The organism is Pseudoclavibacter sp. VKM Ac-2888 (assembly GCF_015351285.1).
In the GTDB taxonomy this organism is placed as follows: domain Bacteria; phylum Actinomycetota; class Actinomycetes; order Actinomycetales; family Microbacteriaceae; genus Pseudoclavibacter.
The window spans coordinates 2,626,466-2,643,631 of record NZ_JADKSM010000001.1; the positions used below are offsets into that span (position 1 = coordinate 2,626,466).

Here is a 17,166-nt window from a genome sequence, read left to right on the forward strand (position 1 = left end):
CTGAACCGTTATCCGGAAATCCGCCCGAGGGCAGAGCCCCTCGCATATGGTTCGAATTCGGTGTTCGGAAGGAACCTGCATTGCGCGACATCTCAAGCCTGAAGCTCGCCCTCAGCTTCACGACGGCCACCCTCGTGCTCCTCATCTCGGGGTGCTCGCCATCGGTCCCGGCCGAGACGGCACAGGCGGAGCCCGCCGCAGCACCGTCGGCGACCCAGGCAGTCACACCTTCGACCACCCCGATGGCAACCACGACCCCCGAGGCGAGTTACGAAACCGACGCGTACGGTGTGCGGTTCTGGAATTCCGAGTCCGACCGCAGCGCCGTGACGTACGAGGAGGGCGCATTGGGGATGACCGTTGCCGACCAGCAGCTATACGTCGAGGAGAAGTTCCTCATCTCGCAGTGCATGCGCGAGAAGGGCATCCACTACCGCTTCCGACTGCCCTGGCAACTGCATCCCGAGGACAAGAGCGAAGCGAACGAGCACTTCGGGGAGGCCGAACTGCTCGCCCTCTACGGCGAGCCCGCGCCAACCGGGCCGTACGACTGGACGCAGCACGGATGCATGGGCTTCGCGGAGCACGAGATGGGCCAAGACGGCACGACATAGGGCGCAGGCGCGGGTCAGGCGCGCTGCAGGCTCCGAAGCCAGTCGTCGGCCTCGGCCTGCGACCGGAGACGGATCACGCGGAGGTTCGGCCAGGCCCGCTCGGCCGCGTCCACTCTCCGGCGAATCTTGGCGCGCCCCTTCCACCCCCACCGGACGATGTGCTCCGGGTCGACGAGGATCGTGTGCAGGGGAGGCTCGACGTTGCCGTTCCACAGCTCGACGCGCCGCAGCCTTCTGCGGAGCGTGCGCCGCACGAGCCGCGACATGTGCGTCCAGACCGAGTAGTCGAGGAACACGAGCGTGTCGGCCCGGCTCGTGAGCAGGTCACCGAGCTGAGTCGCGTACTGCCACTCCGTGACCCAGCGCTCCTCGCTGGTGAAGGCGTCGACGGACTCGAGGAACCCGGGCTGCACCGTCCATCCCGGGCCATGGAACAGGGCGTCGATCTCCGTGTGCGGGAGGTTCGCCGTGCGCTCCACCCGGCGCGCAACCGCCGTCTTCCCGACGCCAGCGGCACCCGCGATCAGCACACGCCGAGGGGCGGATTCCGGGGATCCTGTAGGAGCTGACACTCTGCAACCCTACGTTCGCCCTCCGGCACTCGCTGGCCGGGTGCCGCTCGAGCTCGCCGCGCGGTGGTCGGCGGCGGAGACACGAAGATGGCCGGACACAGGGTGTCCGGCCATCTTGTGCGCGTTCAGGGGAAACGCGCAGCACGATCGGGGGATCGCGCCTCGGCCGCCGAAGCGACCTGGTTCGTCATTAGACGGCGAGCGTCGCCTGCACGTCGAGGTTGATCGTGACGGTGTCACCGAGCGTGAGGCCGCCGGCCTCGGTCGGTGCGTTCCAGTTGACGCCGAAGTCCTTGCGGTTGATCTTCGTGACAGCCTCGAAGCCGAGCTTCTTCTGGCCGTAGCCGTCGGTCGTGATGCCACCGAACTCGACATCGAACGTGACGGGCTTGGTGACGCCGCGGAGCGTGAGCTCGCCGTCGACCTTGACCGAGTCGCCCTCGACGCGCGTGGCGGAGGAGGCGAACGTGAAGGTCGGGAACTCTTCGGCGAGGAAGAAGTCGGAGGTCGCGAGGTGCTGGTCACGAGCAGGCTGCTTCGTGTTGACCGATGCGACCTCGACCTCGGCATTGACCGTGGACTCCTCGATCGTCTCACCCGTCGTGATGGTGCCCGAGAAGGTCTCGAAGCCGCCACGGACCTTGCTGATCGCGAGGTGGCGAACGACGAAGCCGACCTCGGTGTGCGTGGGGTCGATGTTCCAGGTGCCGGCGGTCCAGCCGTTGATGTCTGCTGCGCTGATGCTCATGTCTTCTCCTGAAGGGTCGTTGGGTGCTGTCTCGGTCAAGTCCTGGACAACGTAACACATTGTTGCGGATACAAGTTATTCAAACGCATAGAACTGTGACGGTATTCCGACGCCCAGGGAAATCTTTGGGAAACGGGACGACAGCCTCGGCGGCCAGCCGTCCGAGCTAGCCCTGCTGCTGCTTCGCGGCGTCGCTGACCGACTTCATGAACCGCAGCACATTGTCATCCACGAAGATGTCGTTCGGCTGCAGCGGCCGCGACAGATGCAGCCCATCGAGCGCCCGGATGCGCGACAGGGCCACGTAGGTCTGCCCGGGCGAGAAGGCCCTCGCCCCGAGGTCGACGACGGCGCGATCGTAGGTCTTCCCCTGCGACTTGTGGATGGTCACCGCCCACGCGAGCCGCAGCGGGAACTGCGTGAACTCCCCCACGACGTCGCGCGACAGCTCCCGCGTATCCGGCGAGTACGAGTACTTCAGCTTCTCCCACACGAGGGGCTCCACCTCGTGCTCGTCGCCATCGATCTCAACGTAGACGGTCTTGTCGATGCGCGTGACCTCGCCGATCGAGCCGTTCACCCAGCGCCCGTCAGAGTCGTTGCGCAGGAACATGACCTGCGCGCCGACCTTCAGATCGAGGCGCTCATCCGCGGGGAAGTTGCGGCCGCCGAACTCCCCCGAGATGTCGGCGTTCGCGGTCATCGACGCCCCGGGCAGGCGCTCGAGGTTCTGCGCGTTGATGCGAGAGACCTGCGCGTTGCGCGACGCGAGCGTGATCGTGCCGTCGGCCGGGGCGGGCCTCGCGCCGACCGTATTGAGGCGGTTCGCCATGTCGGCCGTGACCTGCCCGTACCTGACGGCCGTGAGGATGTTCTTGAACTCGTCCTCGTGCTGCCGGTGGATCTCGCGCAGGGCGTGGATGCGCAGCTCCGCCTCCTGCCACACCCTCGCGTCGAAGAACCACAGCGAACGGTAGTGGTCGCGGAAGTACGCGCGCTCATCGGGGTCCGACGGCGGCACCGGCGCCAGCTGGAACGGGTCGCCGAACATCACGAGCTGCACGCCGCCGAACGCCTCGTTCTTCCGCTGGCGCGCCTGCCGCAGCGAGCGGTCGATGGCGTCCATGAGGTCGGCGCTCACCATCGACACCTCGTCGATGACGAGCGTGTCGATCTTGTTGAGCAGCTTCCGCACATCCCCGTTCTGCTCGATGGGCGCATCCCCGATGACGCCGATCGGCAGCTTGAAGAGCGAGTGGATGGTCTGCCCGCCCACGTTGAGGGCCGCGACTCCCGTAGGTGCCGCGATGACGAGCTGCTTCGACGTGTGCCACGCGAGGTGGTTGAGGAGCGTCGACTTGCCCGTGCCGGCGCGCCCCGTCACGAACAGGTGCTCGCGCGTGTGCTCGATGGCGTCGAAGACACCCTGCTGCTCCGGGGTGAGGACGATCGTCACTTGGTGGACTCCTGCTGCTGCTCGCGCTGGAGCCGCTCCTGCTTGCGCTTCTCCAGCGCCTCCGTGCGGTCGGCCATCACCTTGAGCTGCGCGTTGTACGCCTCGAGCTCCGCGTCGCCGTCACGGTCGGCCTTGCGGTCGCGCCGCTTCGCCTCCCGGTCGTCGGACCGGGACCACGAGTAGGCGACGAGCATCGCGAGGAGCACCGTCGGCACCTCGCCGACACCCCAAGCTATGGCACCGCCGATCTGCTGGTCGGTGATGGCATCAGCTCCCCACGGCCTGCCCATCGCGCCATACCAGTCGGCGAGCAGCAGGCCCGTGCCACTCATGATGCTGAGGCCGAAGAAGGCGTGGAACGTCATGACCAGCACGAGGGCGATGAGGCGCATCGGGTAGGGGGCGCGGGTGCCGATCGGGTCGATGCCGATGAGCGCGTTGGCGAAGAGGTAGCCGACGATGAGGAAGTCGGCGATCATCCACATGTGCCCGACGTGGTCGGTCACCGCCCAGCGGAACAGCGGAGTGTAGTAGAAGACGAGCAGCGAGCCAGCGAAGACGACGGCGGACACGATGGGGTGCGAGAAGAACTTCGCCCACCTCGAGTGCACGAACTTGAGCGCCCACTCGCGCGTGCCGAGGCTGCCGTCGTGGCGCGCGTGCACGCTGCGCAGGAGGAGCGTCATGGGGGCCGACAGCACGAACATGATCGGAACCAGCATGGTGAGGAACATGTGCTGCGTCATGTGGAAGCTGAAGACGAACTTGCCGTAGACGATGAGCGAGCCATTGACGAGGTACAGCAGGATCACGATGCCGAGGACAAACGAGATCGTGCGACCAAGCGGCCACTCGTCGCCGCGGCGACGCAGGCGCAGGACCCCGGCGATGTAGAAGAACAGGCCGAAGAGGCACAGCGTTGTCCACATCGGGTCGAGACGCCACTCGGTGAGCAGACGGAACGGCTCGAACTCAGGAGGCAGCAGCTCGCCCGTGAGCAGCTGCGCCGGCGTCGGGGCCGCGAGCTGGTCGGCCGTGACCTCCGTGACGGGCGACGGGGTGCGACCGAGCGCCGCGGCGGCACCGGACGCGATGCCCATGAAGGCGAGTTCGAGCGAGATGAGCCACACCATGGGCTTGCGAGTGGATGCTCCCTGCTCGACGGCAGCGCGCATCCGGTTGATGAGTCCCCGCCGCTGCGCCCAGCCGATGAAGCCGAGCACCACGAGCACAACCGCCTTCACGATGACGATGACCCCGTATGGCGAGGCGAGCTCGGCGAACGAGCCGATGTTGGCGACGCTCGCGACGACACCGGATGCGGCGACCACGATGAACGCGACGAGGGCGAGCGACGAGTAGCGCTCGATCACTGCGAGGCGGCGGACGTCCGGCATGCGCGGCGCGAGGATCGCGACGACGAGGAGGCCACCGAGCCAGAGCGCGGCGCCCATGTAGTGCAGGGTGATGCCACCCACGACGGTCTCGTGGTTCGCGGCGCCCGCGGCGTGACCCTGCGCCCCGAGCGGCCACAGGCAGAAAAGCGAGAACGCGGCCGAGAGCCCGACCATCCACGGGCTGCGGCTCGCGAACACCACAACCGACAGCAGCAGCACCATGCCGAGCGCCAGCACCCACGCCTGGCCGAGCTCGAGCGAGGTGAAGAAGAAGAGCAGTCCCTGCCCGAAGGCGGCGTCGAGCGAGAACGCGGCGTTGGAGATCTGCAGGTAGGTGAGGAAGGCCGCAGCCGCCGTGGACACCACCCAGGCCGCGGCACCGGACGAGGCGATCGTCATGGCCCGCTCGAACTCGGGCTGCTTGCGACTCGCCGCCCACGCCGCCAGCACCAGGGCGCCGATTGTGACCGAGGCCGACAGGTTCAGCGCGAGACGCGCAACCGGCACACCCCACATGACGATGGGTCCAGGGTCGGAGACGATGAGCGGGGTCGCTCCGCCACCGTAGGCGAGCCCCCAGATGACCGCCACGAGGGCCGCGAGGAGGAAGATCGCCGGCCCGAGCACGATCATGCGCTTCGTGTGCAGCGACCAGGAGTCGGCGCTCGCGCGATTGCGCTCGGCCTTGCTGCCGCCCCTATCCGCAGTTGCCGCCGCCTCGATCGTGGAACCGGAATCGAGGGGCGTAGGCATGATCATCAAGTGTAGATCGTCGCTGGCGCCCGGGCCTGTCATCCACAGGGGAAGCGACCGGCTGGGACAAGAACGCGGGGCCGCTTCCGAGTGGAAGCGACCCCGCGTGCATTCAGGCGCGAAGACTACTTAGCTGCGGCCTTGAGCTTCGAGCCAGCCGAGATCTTGACGCCCTTCGAGGCGGCGATCTGGATGGCTTCACCCGTCTGAGGGTTGCGGCCGGTGCGCGCGGCACGAGCGGTCTGCTCAACGGAGAGCCAGCCCGGGATCGTGACCTTCGTGCCCTTGGCAACGTTCGAGGCGAGTTCGCTGAAGAGTGCGTCGAGGACGCTTCCAACAACAGCCTGGCTCTGGCCGGTCTCGGTCGCGATCGCGGCAACGAGTTCGGTCTTGTTCACAGTCTTGTCTGCCATATGTCCTCCTTAGGACGCAGCCCCGCCCTTGCGAGTGCAGCATGTTGGGTTCAGAAGTCCTGCAGTTCCGCGGGATTCCGCGGCAGGACCTTCGTCAACCTACCAAAACCAGGGCCTCTCGCTTGCAGATTCGCCTGACACGCCGCGTCTTGCCACGGAATTCACCGGTTCGTGGCCGTTCTGGACCGGATCGATGCCCGTATCGGCGCTTGATGGGCCCAAGCGGTGGCGTTGCCCCAGCAGCGACGGAGACCACTCAGCGCCGCTTGATCTCCGGGAAGTCGTCGTCGCGCCACTCCTCGGCGAGGCGGGTGCCATCGGCCTCGATCTCGCGATTGCGGAGTTCGACGCGACGGATCTTGCCGGACGCCGTCTTCGGCAGCTCGAAGAACTCGAGACGCCGAACCCGCATGTACGGCGGCATGACCGCGCGGGCGTGCCGGAGCACCTCGAGCGCGGTCTGCCGGTTCGACTCCCAGCCGGCCGCGAGCGTCACGTAGGCCTTCGTGATGTTGAGCTTCGTCGCGTCCGGCGCCCCGACGACACCCGCCTCCGCGACGGCATCGTGCTCCAGGAGGAGGCTCTCGACCTCGAACGGCGACACCTTGAAGTCGGACGACTTGAACACGTCGTCCGTGCGCCCGACGAAGGTGATGCATCCGTTCTCATCGCGCACCGCGACATCACCGGTGTGGAAGAAGCCGTCGCGCACCGCGTTGTCGGTCGCCGCGGGTGAGCCGAGGTACTCGGTCATGAGGTTCACGGGGCGCTCACCACGCATGTCGAGGCAGATCTCCCCCTCGTCGCCTTCGAGGCCTGTCACCGGGTCGAGGAGCACCACGTTCATGCCAGGCAGCGGATGCCCCATGGCACCCGGCTTGATGACATCGCCCGGCGCATTCGCGATGAGGGCGGTCGTCTCGGTCTGGCCGTAGCCGTCGCGGATCTCGAGCCCCCACCAGGCGTGGATGCGCGCGATGACCTCGGGGTTCAGTGGCTCACCGGCTGAGAGCAGCTCCCGCATCGCCCGGGGCTTCGCTGACTTGCCGTGCTGCACCAGGATGCGCCACACCGTCGGCGGGGCACAGAACGAGGTTGCGCCCGCCTTGTCGAGCTGGTCGAGCAGGAGGGCCGCGTCGAAGCGCTGGTAGTTGACGACGAAGACCGTCGCCTCGGCGTTCCAGGGCGCGAAGAAGCTGCTCCATGCGTGCTTGCCCCAGCCCGCCGCACTGATCGCGAGGTGCACGCCGCCCGGCTCGACGCCGATCCAGTACATCGTCGAGAGGTGCCCGACGGGGTAGGAGCGGTGCGAGTGGACCACGATCTTCGGGTGGCTCGTCGTACCGGAGGTGAAGTAGATGAGCGCGGCGTCGTCGCTTGCCGTCCGCTTCTCGATCGGCGCATCCGACGCGTCGTAGATGTCGTTGAAGTCGAGCCACGCCTCCCGCGCGGCCCCCTCGAGGCCAGCACCCACCTGCGCGATGCGGTAGCTGCCGAGGACGTTGTCGAACTTCACCGCGTCGGCCTCCTCGGCGATGACGAGACGCACCCTGGCACGTTCGACGCGGTCGTCGAGGTCGTGCGGGCCGAGCACCACGGACGTGGGGAGGATGACGGCGCCGAGCTTGAGCGCGCCGAGCATCGCCTCCCAGAGCTCGCGGCGATTGCCGAGCATGAGCATGACGACGTCACCGCGGCGGATGCCCTGTGCCTCGAGCCAGTTCGCGACCCGGTTGGATCGCCGGCGCAGGTCGTCGAAGCTGTACTTCGCCTCGCTGCCGTCGTCCTCCACGATCCAGAGCGCGGTGCGGTCGTTGCCCTCGGCGATCTGGTCGAACCAGTCGAGCGCCCAGTTGAAGCTGTCTCCGACTTCGGGCCATTCGAACTCCCGGCTCGCGCGCCCAGCGTCTGTGCGGAGGGCGAGCAGCTGGTCACGTGCGCTGCGGAAGGCGTCTGCGCCTCGAACTTCTGACATGCGTGCCATTCTCACGCACCCCGCCGACAAAGACCTTCGCTCCGATAGGGCAGCTTCCTCCCATCCCCGCGGCCGAAACGGGAGGAAACTGCCCCATTCGCGGACCCGACGCGGCGGAGGCGCGAGAGCGGCCGGGATAGGGCGGCTTCCTCCCACCCATGAGGCCGAGACGGGAGGAAACCGCCCCATTCGCGGACCGGGCGGGGCAGGACAGGCCGGGATGGGGCAGCTTCACCCCATCCCCGCGCCCGAAACGGGAGGAAACTGCCCCATTCGCGTGGCGGACGCAGCGGGAGGCGCCGGGCGCGGCGGGGCGGGGCGGGGCGGGGCGGGGCGCGGATAGGGCAGCTTCCTCCCATCCACGCCCCCAGGACGGGAGGAAACTGCCCTAATCACGGACCGGGCGGGGTAGGACGGGCCGGAATAGGGCAGCTTCACCCCATCCCCGCGCCCGAAACGGGAGGAAACTGCCCCATTCGCGGACCCGACACGGCGGAGGCGCGAGAGCGGCCGGGATAGGGCAACTTCGCCCCATCCGCGCGCCCGAAACGGGAGGAAACTGCCCCATTCGCGTGGCGGACGCAGCGGGAGGCGCCGGGCGCGGCGGGGCAGGGCGGGGCGCGGATAGGGCAGCTTCGCCCCATCCCCGCGCCCGAAACGGGAGGAAACTGCCCTACCTGCGGACATGCAGACCGGCGGTCCGGATGAGGCGGAGGGGCGGCGAGGGCGGCGGATCGGGGCGGCGGGGTGGCGGGGCTCAGCTTGGCGGGAGGAAGTCGAGCAGCTCGCCCGGCTTGCACTCGAGGACCGCGCAGAGCCTCGCGAGCGTCTCGAAGCGCACCGCCTTGGCGCGGTTGTTCTTGAGGACTGACAGATTGACCACGCTGATCCCCACACGTTCCGAGAGCTCCACGAGCGTGATCCCGCGCCTCGCCATGATCTCCCCGAGGTGGCACACGATGTGGTTCGGCTCCTCGAAGGGGTCCGGCACCATCAGACGAGCCCTTCCTGGTCCTGCTGCAGGCGAGCGCCGCGGCGCATGATGAGGTTCACGACGAGCACGATCACGAGGATGAGCAGGAACGTCCACGTCTGGTCGAGGACCGTCGGCTCCGGGGCGTCTCGTCCGTCCCAGCCGAGCTTCGCAATCGTCCAGTTCGTGCCGAGGAGTTCGAAGAACCCCGGTGCGGCGAGGGCCGCGATGACGAGCCCCGACGACCAGTCGAGGAGGCGGATGCTCTTGCCGCCGAAGAAGTCGCCCTTCGCGAGGTTCCTGGCGAAGAGGAGGAGCATCCACACGGCGGCGAGGCTCAGGAGCGCACCGATGACCTGGCCGATGAGCAGCAGCACGAGGGCGCCGGTGGGGATGAGGTCGCTCGCGACGAGGATCGTCGAGGCCCCGTCAAGCGGGACGTCGGCACCGACAGGAGTGGGGAGCGAGACGGCCGCCCCCTCGAACGATGCGTTGACACGCACCTGGCCGTCGACGAGGAAGCCGATGACGTTCTCGAGCGGCTTGAGGACGACGAGTCCGGCGGCGGCGATGCCGAGCGGCCACAGGTAGCCGAGTTCCTTCGCTTCGCGGTCCGAACCTGTCGCGTTCTGTCGTGCGTTCATGATCTTCCTCCATATCGTTTCTCGATATGCATAACGATAAACGATATGGCTGGATGCGCAACCCCGGACTCGTAGCTCGTTTCGGGATGCCCTCCACGCTTCCGGATGCATTGCAACCCATCCGGAGGCGCGCAAGCCATCCCGAGAGCGAGAGTGCGCCGGAGGTGCGCGGCGCGCCGGAGGTCTGCGTGAGCCCGACAGGGAACGTGCGTGAGCCCGCGAGGGATCGCAAGTGGCGGGAGGGTGCCCGAGAGTTGCCCAGGATGCGAGAGCCCCGGGCACGAGATCGGAAAACGCGACCGGGCCGCCGTTCCGCGCCCAAGCACGCACGCACCCCCGCCGTTCCGCGCCCAAGCACGCAAAACCAGCACTCACGGAACTCCAGCGACCCGATCCCCCGCACGCACGAAACCCCCGAGCGAAGACGCTCGGGGGTTTCGGAAAGCACTACGCCATTGCTGGCGGGCCGGTGGTTACCAGCTCGACTTCGTGATTCCTGGCAGCTCGCCACGGTGTGCCATGTCGCGGAAGCGGACACGCGAGATGCCGAACTTCGAGACGTGGCCGCGGGGGCGTCCGTCGATGCTGTCGCGGTTGCGAACGCGGACCGGCGAAGCGTTGCGGGGAAGCTTCTGGAGGCCGACGCGAGCTGCCTCGCGCGACTCGTCGGTGCCGTTCGGGTCGACAAGCGCCTTCTTCAGCTCTGCGCGGCGTTCCGCGTAGCGCTCGACGATGACCTTGCGCTGCTCGTTCTTGGCGATCTTGCTCTTCTTGGCCATGTTTAGCGCTCCTCTCGGAATTCGACGTGCTTGCGGATGACCGGGTCGTACTTCTTCAGCACGAGGCGGTCAGGCGTGTTGCGACGGTTCTTCTTCGTCACGTAGGTGTAGCCCGTTCCAGCGGTGGAGCGGAGCTTGATGATCGGACGTACGTCCTGGCTCTTCTTCGCCATTAGAACTTGACTCCCTTCGCACGAAGCTCAGCGACGACGGACTCGATGCCGCGTGCGTCGATGACCTTGATGCCCTTAGCCGAAAGCGTCAGCGTGATCGTGCGCTTCATGGAAGGCACGAAGTACTTCTTCTTCTGGATGTTCGGGTCGAACCGACGGTTGGTCCGTCGGTGCGAGTGCGAGATGTTGTGACCGAATCCGGGAACCGCCCCGGTCACCTGGCACACTGCTGCCATTGTTTCCTCCGTAGATACCGCGGGAACCAGAAGGCCCCGCCCAAGATCTCTTGTCTGCGTCGATGGCGGTTGCACACCAACACGGTCGCGCCAGAGGGGAACCCCGGCGCACCAAGGGTCGAGCTTAGGCGACACGCCCGGGGAAGCGCAAGCCTGCATCGGGAGAAGCGCTGCGACGGGATGCAAGACTCGAGCATGGTCTCCTCCCCCGGCTTCTCCCCTCCCTGCGGCCCGATCACCGGCTGGACGGAGGACTGGCCCGGTGGCCGGCAGATCGTGCGGGCAACGGGCATCCGCTACGCGAGGGCCGACAGGTTCGGGGCCCCGCGGCCAGAACCCGACCACGGCGAGACCTTCGCTGCGACGAGCTGGGCGCCCGCGTGCCCGCAGGCGCCCATGCCCGTGCTCGAGGAGGTGCTGGGGAGCGGCATCGACGAGCTCGGCGTCGACGAGGACTGCCAGCGGCTGTCGATCACGCTGCCCGATGATGTGGGGCCCGGGGAGCAGCTGCCCGTGATGGTGTGGATCCACGGCGGCTCGTATGTCTCTGCCGCCGGCGACGCTGCGGCGATGGACCCGGCACCGGTCGTCGCCGAGCAGCGTGTGGTCGCCGTCAACGTCACGTTCCGACTCGGCCTGTTCGGGTTCCTCGGGGGCACGGATGCACGCCCCGCGAACCTGGGGCTGCTCGACATCCTCGAGGCGTTCCGCTGGGTGCAGCGCAACATCGCGGCGTTCGGCGGCGATCCGCGTCAGGTGACCGCTTACGGGCAGTCGGCCGGCGCGCACGCGATCGTGCAGCTGATGGCGCTGCCGGAGGCGGCGAGCCTGTTCCGGCGGGCCATCATCCAGAGCGCGCCCCTCAACGTGGCGGGCGGACGGGAGGAGATGCAGGGCAGGATGCTCGACGCGACGGACGACCTCACGACCGCGAGCCCCGTCAGCGAGGTGGTGCGCGCGCAAGCAGCCGCGCTGCGTGCCTCGTCCGCGTACGGATTGCAGGGGGCGATGTCGTTCAGCCCGCAGCACGGTCAGCATCCGCTGCCCGACGATGCCGGCGTGCTCGCCGGGCGGGACGCGAACGCTGCGGCGATCGACCTGCTCATCGGCTTCACCGCGGAGGAGGCACTCCTCTTCGTGCCGCGCATCCCGGCCACCAAGCGCCTGAGCGAGCTGCCGATCGTCGGGAAGCCGCTCACGAGGGCCGTCGTCGCTGCGCTCACGTGGCTCGTCTACCGGCGCGACGCGGCGACGTTCGCGAAGCGGCACGTGCGCGCAGGCGGCCGAGCATCGACGTACGTCGTGAGCTGGAAGGCGCCGCACAACGTGTGGGGTGCCTGCCACATGATCGAGCTGCCGCTGCTCTTCGGCAGCGAGAAGACGTGGCATCGGGCACCGCTCGTGCGCGGCGCGAGCTGGGCGGAGATCGATCGCGAGGGCAAGCGGCTGCGCGCCGTCTGGGGCGACTTCGCCCGCGGAACCCTGCCGACCGGCAACGACAGCATTCCCGGGGTTGCGACGTTCCGGCGCCTCGCGACCCGCGGGCGCTGACCGCAGCCCACGGGGCGCGCACCATTAGGAGAGGAAGGCCAGGGCCACGGGGGCGATGACCAGCGCTGGCAGCAGGTCGCCGACGGGGATCGACTTCAGGGGGACCAGGCGGACGCCGAGCGCGATCAGGATGAGGCCACCCACCGCCGAAAGCCCGTCGATCTGGGCGTCACTGAAGACGTCGCCCGCGAGGAATCCCACGAGCGTGAACGCGCCTTGCAGGATCGCGACGGGGATGGCGGCGAAGAGCACGCCCTTCCCGAAGGTCGAGGCGAAGGCCATCGCAGCGAAGCCGTCGAGCACGGCCTTCACGTAGAGCTGGTCGGCGCCGAGTCCCAGACCGTCGGAGATGGATCCGAGGATGGAGAGCGGGCCGACGCAGAAGAGCAGCGTCGCGGTCACCATCCCGTCGACGAAGCGACCGTCGCCGTTCGCGTCCGAGGTGAGGCGGCGTCGCACCCAGCCGGCGACGCCTTCGAGCCGGTCCTCGATGCGCAGCCAGGAGCCGAAGAGCGCGCCGAACACGAGCGACAGCAGGATGACGATCATCGCGAACGGACCAGCCGCGTCCGCGAGCGCCTGAGAGCCCATGTCGGCGACGCTCATCCCTCCGAGGACGATCACGAACAGCCCGAGGACGGCGGTGACGGTCGCCTTCGTCCGATCCTTGAGGCGGTCGCCGAGGAGGATGCCGAGCAGGCCGCCGACGAGGATGAGTGCGACGTTCAAGAGCGTCCCGGACCCGATGATCACGGTCCGATTATCGCGATGCCGTGCGCCGTTTCCGAATCGCGATCCCCTCGGGGTTGCTGGAGCGGCTGCCGCTATGCCGCAAGTGATCGAGCGAAAGAGAAGGAAACCTCAACGGATCGAAGAATATTCGTTAACTCGCGCTGGACTCACTCGCTGTTGAGAATCCTGACAGACTCGGCGTCGGGGCCTCGACGTCGACGCATCGGCGGGGGAGGTCTCGCGAATTCGGGGGGATTTTCATGACCGATGCGGCTTCAGATCGTCGCGCCCTGCTGCACGCCGGAGCGTGGGGCGTCCCGGTGCTCGCCGTCGCGGCGGCGGCGCCACAAGCGGCGGCAAGTGCCGGCACCGGTGGCGGCTGCAACGACTTCAGCACGGGAGTGTGCAACGTCGATTTCGCGTTCGTCACCGACCCGCCTGGCATCAACGAGATCGGCATTCGGAATCTCACCGACGTTGGACAACGCGTCGAGCTGCGGCACTACTCGTCAAGCGAGCCGGTCACCTTCACCGTCAGGGACACGTTCGGCGAGCTCATGGAGTTCACTCCGTTCCTGCCGGAGACGGCATCGTGGAGCCATGCCTTCGCCAGTGGTGCGTGCGTCAGCTTCGAGACGATCGCCATCGAGACCGGTATCGGCCTGTACACGCTGGATCTGCCGCCGGGAGCAGAGCTCATCCTCGGCGGCAGCATCGACATGCCCTCCAACGCACCGTTGTGCCTGTACACCGGGAAGGTCTGGTTGCGGGGCGACGACCCGTTCACCTGTGTCGCCAATTACTGGCTGCAGTGCACTGCGGAAGACGACGTCTGATCCAGGGAGAGGGGACTTCTGCCCTTCAGCTTGCCGGTGGGCGCTCCTATGGCGGGCTTCACTGCGACGGTGCGGCCCGTCGGGACGGTCTGAGTCAGCTGACACCTGGGCGGATCGCTGCGTCCAGGGTCATGGCCCGGGCTCGATCACCGAGAACACGTAGTAGGTGTGGCCGGGCGCCGAGACCTCGACGACCCTCCCGCCCGGGATGTCGCGTGGCTCGCCCGTCACAACCGTCGGATGCTCGGCTCGCCACGCAGCCACGTCGTCGACGAAGTACATGGGGCCCGCTGCGCCCCAACCGGGCTCGTCGTCGAGCATCAGCTCGATCTCGAGCTCCGGCATCTGCAGCGACACCGTGTGCTCGCCCTCGCGCCACGCCTCCTCCCAGCCGAGGTCGAGGTAGTGCTGCACGGCGGCTTCGAGGTCGTCGACGGGTTGGAACTGGAACGTCAGGATCACGGTGCTCTCCCCGGTGGGCGTGCTGGCTCGGTGCTCCGAATGTAGCCCTCGATGCGCGAGGGGCGCCATGCGCCGATTCCGAATCGTGATGCTCGCGATGAGCGTCGATACGGTTCCGTGACCGGATGCGGGCCGCCGGGTTCGTAGGGTCGGTTCATGCCTTCTCGACGTCTCACTCCAGCGACGATCGTCTGCGCCGCGCTCGCGGTGCTGCTCGTCGGATGCGCGCCCGCGGACGCCCCGAGCGTCGTGGGTTCCGCATCCACCCCGGCGCAGACCGCGAGCGCCAGTGTCGAGTCGGCGCCCTCGGAGACGGCACCCTCCCAGGCGTCGCTCGAGGGCATCCCGATGCAGGAGATGACCCAGCAGCCGGTGTCCGTGCAGATGACGCAGTGCCTCACGCAGCACGCGAAGTGGATCGACCTTCCCGCGGGCACGACGTCGCCTGACCTGTACACGCGCATCTCGGCGTATGAGCAGGAGATGCTCTTCCTCCTGCCCGATGCGGTCGGCGGCTTCGACAACGTGGACGTCGCGGCCGACCCCAGCCCGCGCGGCACGGTCACCGTCTTCGTCGTCGGATCCGCGGAGGCCGGCGACGAGGCCGCCACCACATGGACGGCGCTGCGCGACGCATCACCGGAAGTGGAGGCCGCCGCGGCCAGCATCGAAGCGGAGGGCGCATCCTTCGCACCGGAGCTCGTCGAGTACTCCTACGCGGAGCTCTGCACGTCGAACCTGGCGATCCTGTCCGTCTGGATGGAGAACGACAAGGGGCTCGTCTCCGCCCGCATGGACGTCGAGCTGAATCGCAACATCCTCGGCATCGAGCCTGAGCACTTCTCGGACGAGTACCGACAGGAGCTGCTTGCCCTTGGGCCTGCTGGCATCTACGAGTTCGAAGAGGTCCGGTAGTCGCGACCCGGCGGTTGTCTCGCCACGTAGGCGCGGCAGTCCTCCGCGGTCGCCGGGCCGAAGACGCGGACCCACCCAGTGGGGGTCTGGGCGAAGTCCGGCCAGAGCGAGTGCTGCCGGTGCTCGTTCCTGACCACGAACACCTGCTCGCCCGAGTCCTCCCAGGCGCTCACCACGCGCGGAGGGACGTGCAGGAGTGGCGGACGTCGCATCGATCGTGCATTCCGGACCTCGGTTCAGCGTTCACTCGTGCTCCGAGACGGAGCGTGGCACTGTGCCGCAGCGGGGGCTGCGCAGGGGAGCGCGACCGTACGCCCGGAGCCAATGAGTGGGGTGTGAAGTAGGCAGGCGGGCTACCCTCGAGGCGGCCTGCCGATCGCAGCTCTCAGCGCCACCCAGCCGCGCGCTCCCACGCAGCACCCCGCCGCTGCGCCTACTGTGTCCCGCATGACTGCGACAACGCACGAGGGCCTCCTCTTCGGGAATCGCTTCGCGCGCGAGTTCCCCGAGCTCGCCCTTCCCTGGGAGGCCGAACCAGCCCCTGCACCGCGATTGCTGCTCCTCAACGAGGACCTCGCCGGGGAGCTCGGCTTCGAGCCGGCGTTCCTCAGCTCGGAGGACGGCGTCGCGATCCTGCTCGGCACCTCCGTTCCCGAAGGGGCCACCCCGGTCGCGCAGGCCTACGCGGGCCACCAGTTCGGGCAGTACTCGCCGAGCCTCGGCGACGGCCGTGCGCTGCTCCTGGGAGAGGTGACGGATGTGCGCGGACGGCTGCACGACATCCACCTCAAGGGCTCCGGCCGCACCCCGTTCTCTCGCGGCGGCGATGGGCGCGCCGTGCTCGGTCCCATGCTGCGCGAGTACCTCGTGAGCGAGGCGATGCACGCCCTCGGCATCCCGACGACCCGCGCGCTCGCGGTGACCGCGACGGGACGCCACGTCCAGCGCGACGACATCGAGCCTGGCGCGGTGCTCACGAGGGTGGCCAGCAGCCACCTGCGCGTGGGCTCGTTCCAGTACGCGCGGGCCACCGACGACCTGCAGCTGCTGCGTCGCCTCGCCGACCACGCCATCGCCCGGCATTACCCGTCCGTGGCGGGCGCCGAGGCCCCCTATCTCGAGTTCTTCGAGCAGGTGGTGGCCGCACAGGCGAGGCTCGTCGCGCAGTGGATGCTCGTCGGCTTCGTGCACGGGGTCATGAACACGGACAACATGACGATCTCGGGCGAGACGATCGACTACGGGCCGTGCGCGTTCATCGACACGTTCGATCCAGAGGCGGTCTTCAGCTCCATCGATCACCGCGGGCGGTACGCCTTCCGGAACCAGCCGCCGGCCGCTGCCTGGAACCTCGCGAGGTTCGCGGAAGCCCTCCTGCCACTCTTCGCCGAGGACGAGGACGAGGCCATCGCTCTTGCTGAGCGCAGCGTCTCAGCGTTCGGCCCTGCCTACGAGGATGCCTGGAACGCAGGGATGCGGCGCAAGCTCGGCCTGGGCGACGATGTCGACTCGGAGGCGAGCGATCGTCTCGTGGCCGAGCTGCTGGCGCTGCTCCAGAAGAGCGGGGCCGACTCCACCTCCACCTTCCGGGCGCTCGGCGCGTACGCGCGCGGCGACCGCGCACCCGCCCTCGCCGCGTTCGGTGAGGCTGCCCCCTCGTTCCGAACCTGGGCGCAGGCCTGGCTGGCGCTCGCGCCGAACGCGGGCGCGATGGACCAGGTCAACCCCGTGTACATCCCTCGCAACCATCTTGTCGAGGAGGCCCTCGCCGCCGCAGACGCCGACGACCTCCGGCCGCTCGCCGATCTCCTCGAGGTCGTGACCAGTCCCTACGACGTCCGAACGGGTCGCGAGCGCTACGAGGCCGGGGCGCCGGCGGACTTCGGCGCCTACCGCACCTTCTGCGGCACCTGAGTCGGGCTGCCCGAGTTCAACCG

19 protein-coding genes are annotated in these 17,166 nt (G+C 68.1%); 5 read left to right on the forward strand and 14 right to left on the reverse strand.

Translation table 11 applies throughout. From position 1 onward, the window contains the following. Positions 1-80: 80 nt before the first annotated feature. Positions 81-614 (forward strand): hypothetical protein, encoded by a 534-nt coding sequence (locus ITJ61_RS12370; protein WP_194686343.1) that lies wholly within the window; start codon positions 81-83, stop codon positions 612-614. Between the two features lie 14 nt (positions 615-628). Here the strand turns inward: ITJ61_RS12370 and ITJ61_RS12375 are convergent, their stop codons facing one another. The 11 genes from ITJ61_RS12375 to rpmB all read right to left on the reverse strand — a co-directional run bounded on the left by ITJ61_RS12375 (position 629) and on the right by rpmB (position 10,733). Beyond that, entirely contained in the window at positions 629-1,186 is a 558-nt protein-coding gene (locus ITJ61_RS12375) for an AAA family ATPase (protein ID WP_194686344.1), read from the reverse strand. Positions 1,187-1,376: 190 nt separating this feature from the next. Next, complete coding sequence (locus tag ITJ61_RS12380) at positions 1,377-1,934, reverse strand: YceI family protein (protein ID WP_104243798.1); 558 nt, start codon at positions 1,932-1,934, stop codon at positions 1,377-1,379. 166 nt (positions 1,935-2,100) lie between these two features. After that, positions 2,101-3,390, reverse strand: a complete 1,290-nt coding sequence (locus tag ITJ61_RS12385) for an ATP-dependent DNA helicase (protein WP_104243800.1) — start codon at positions 3,388-3,390, stop codon at positions 2,101-2,103. Next, on the reverse strand, positions 3,387-5,540 hold the full coding sequence (locus ITJ61_RS12390; RefSeq protein ID WP_228496663.1) for a cytochrome c oxidase assembly protein: 2,154 nt from the start codon (positions 5,538-5,540) through the stop codon (positions 3,387-3,389). The genes ITJ61_RS12385 and ITJ61_RS12390 overlap by 4 nt, the downstream gene beginning before the upstream one ends. 125 nt (positions 5,541-5,665) lie before the next feature. Then, positions 5,666-5,953: an HU family DNA-binding protein gene (locus ITJ61_RS12395; protein WP_068483913.1), complete on the reverse strand. Its 288-nt coding sequence runs from the start codon at positions 5,951-5,953 to the stop codon at positions 5,666-5,668. A gap of 256 nt (positions 5,954-6,209) precedes the next feature. After that, entirely contained in the window at positions 6,210-7,928 is a 1,719-nt protein-coding gene (locus ITJ61_RS12400; protein WP_194686345.1) for an AMP-binding protein, read from the reverse strand. A 757-nt stretch (positions 7,929-8,685) separates the two neighbouring features. Beyond that, complete coding sequence (locus ITJ61_RS12405) at positions 8,686-8,922, reverse strand: helix-turn-helix domain-containing protein (protein WP_104243802.1); 237 nt, start codon at positions 8,920-8,922, stop codon at positions 8,686-8,688. Next, positions 8,922-9,545, reverse strand: a complete 624-nt coding sequence (locus ITJ61_RS12410) for a DUF2975 domain-containing protein (protein WP_104243804.1) — start codon at positions 9,543-9,545, stop codon at positions 8,922-8,924. Before ITJ61_RS12410 ends, ITJ61_RS12405 begins: the two co-directional genes overlap by 1 nt. 473 nt (positions 9,546-10,018) lie before the next feature. Beyond that, positions 10,019-10,324: a 30S ribosomal protein S14 gene (rpsN, locus tag ITJ61_RS12415; RefSeq protein ID WP_068483923.1), complete on the reverse strand. Its 306-nt coding sequence runs from the start codon at positions 10,322-10,324 to the stop codon at positions 10,019-10,021. 2 nt (positions 10,325-10,326) lie between these two features. Further along, positions 10,327-10,497, reverse strand: a complete 171-nt coding sequence (gene rpmG / locus ITJ61_RS12420) for a 50S ribosomal protein L33 (RefSeq protein ID WP_068483925.1) — start codon at positions 10,495-10,497, stop codon at positions 10,327-10,329. After that, positions 10,497-10,733 (reverse strand): 50S ribosomal protein L28, encoded by a 237-nt coding sequence (gene rpmB / locus ITJ61_RS12425; protein ID WP_068483927.1) that lies wholly within the window; start codon positions 10,731-10,733, stop codon positions 10,497-10,499. Before rpmB ends, rpmG begins: the two co-directional genes overlap by 1 nt. Positions 10,734-10,928: 195 nt before the next feature. Between rpmB and ITJ61_RS12430 the strand changes: the two genes are divergently transcribed. Continuing rightward, entirely contained in the window at positions 10,929-12,284 is a 1,356-nt protein-coding gene (locus tag ITJ61_RS12430) for a carboxylesterase family protein (RefSeq protein ID WP_194686346.1), read from the forward strand. 24 nt (positions 12,285-12,308) lie between these two features. On the opposite strand, the gene ITJ61_RS12435 is transcribed toward ITJ61_RS12430, so the two are convergent. Then, positions 12,309-13,037, reverse strand: coding sequence for a DUF554 domain-containing protein (locus ITJ61_RS12435; protein ID WP_194686347.1), 729 nt, complete (start codon positions 13,035-13,037; stop codon positions 12,309-12,311). Between the two features lie 239 nt (positions 13,038-13,276). Here ITJ61_RS12435 and ITJ61_RS12440 point away from each other — a divergent pair, with 239 nt between their 5' ends. Further along, entirely contained in the window at positions 13,277-13,852 is a 576-nt protein-coding gene (locus tag ITJ61_RS12440; RefSeq protein WP_194686348.1) for a hypothetical protein, read from the forward strand. Positions 13,853-13,981: 129 nt separating this feature from the next. Here ITJ61_RS12440 and ITJ61_RS12445 read toward each other — a convergent pair whose 3' ends face one another. Then, entirely contained in the window at positions 13,982-14,314 is a 333-nt protein-coding gene (locus ITJ61_RS12445; RefSeq protein ID WP_104300171.1) for a VOC family protein, read from the reverse strand. Between the two features lie 156 nt (positions 14,315-14,470). Between ITJ61_RS12445 and ITJ61_RS12450 the strand changes: the two genes are divergently transcribed. Next, positions 14,471-15,229: a hypothetical protein gene (locus ITJ61_RS12450; RefSeq protein ID WP_194686349.1), complete on the forward strand. Its 759-nt coding sequence runs from the start codon at positions 14,471-14,473 to the stop codon at positions 15,227-15,229. Here the strand turns inward: ITJ61_RS12450 and ITJ61_RS12455 are convergent. Beyond that, positions 15,205-15,441, reverse strand: a complete 237-nt coding sequence (locus ITJ61_RS12455) for an MbtH family NRPS accessory protein (protein ID WP_104243814.1) — start codon at positions 15,439-15,441, stop codon at positions 15,205-15,207. The two genes, ITJ61_RS12450 and ITJ61_RS12455, sit on opposite strands and share 25 nt — an antisense overlap. 235 nt (positions 15,442-15,676) lie before the next feature. On the opposite strand from ITJ61_RS12455, the gene ITJ61_RS12460 reads away from it, so the two are divergent. Further along, positions 15,677-17,143 (forward strand): protein adenylyltransferase SelO, encoded by a 1,467-nt coding sequence (locus ITJ61_RS12460; RefSeq protein ID WP_194686350.1) that lies wholly within the window; start codon positions 15,677-15,679, stop codon positions 17,141-17,143. Positions 17,144-17,166 lie beyond the last annotated feature (23 nt).

Excerpts from the sequence above, each read along its gene's own strand:
- ITJ61_RS12380 (WP_104243798.1), bottom strand. The coding sequence starts at position 1,934 with ATGAGCATCAGCGCAGCAGACATCAACGGCTGGACCGCCGGCACCTGG.
- ITJ61_RS12390 (WP_228496663.1), bottom strand. The coding sequence starts at position 5,540 with ATGCCTACGCCCCTCGATTCCGGTTCCACGATCGAGGCGGCGGCAACT.
- ITJ61_RS12395 (WP_068483913.1), bottom strand. The coding sequence starts at position 5,953 with ATGGCAGACAAGACTGTGAACAAGACCGAACTCGTTGCCGCGATCGCG.
- ITJ61_RS12400 (WP_194686345.1), bottom strand. The coding sequence starts at position 7,928 with ATGTCAGAAGTTCGAGGCGCAGACGCCTTCCGCAGCGCACGTGACCAG.
- ITJ61_RS12405 (WP_104243802.1), bottom strand. The coding sequence starts at position 8,922 with ATGGTGCCGGACCCCTTCGAGGAGCCGAACCACATCGTGTGCCACCTC.
- ITJ61_RS12410 (WP_104243804.1), bottom strand. The coding sequence starts at position 9,545 with ATGAACGCACGACAGAACGCGACAGGTTCGGACCGCGAAGCGAAGGAA.
- rpsN (WP_068483923.1), bottom strand. The coding sequence starts at position 10,324 with ATGGCCAAGAAGAGCAAGATCGCCAAGAACGAGCAGCGCAAGGTCATC.
- rpmG (WP_068483925.1), bottom strand. The coding sequence starts at position 10,497 with ATGGCGAAGAAGAGCCAGGACGTACGTCCGATCATCAAGCTCCGCTCC.
- rpmB (WP_068483927.1), bottom strand. The coding sequence starts at position 10,733 with ATGGCAGCAGTGTGCCAGGTGACCGGGGCGGTTCCCGGATTCGGTCAC.
- ITJ61_RS12430 (WP_194686346.1), top strand. The coding sequence starts at position 10,929 with ATGGTCTCCTCCCCCGGCTTCTCCCCTCCCTGCGGCCCGATCACCGGC.
- ITJ61_RS12440 (WP_194686348.1), top strand. The coding sequence starts at position 13,277 with ATGACCGATGCGGCTTCAGATCGTCGCGCCCTGCTGCACGCCGGAGCG.
- ITJ61_RS12450 (WP_194686349.1), top strand. The coding sequence starts at position 14,471 with ATGCCTTCTCGACGTCTCACTCCAGCGACGATCGTCTGCGCCGCGCTC.
- ITJ61_RS12455 (WP_104243814.1), bottom strand. The coding sequence starts at position 15,441 with ATGCGACGTCCGCCACTCCTGCACGTCCCTCCGCGCGTGGTGAGCGCC.
- ITJ61_RS12460 (WP_194686350.1), top strand. The coding sequence starts at position 15,677 with ATGACTGCGACAACGCACGAGGGCCTCCTCTTCGGGAATCGCTTCGCG.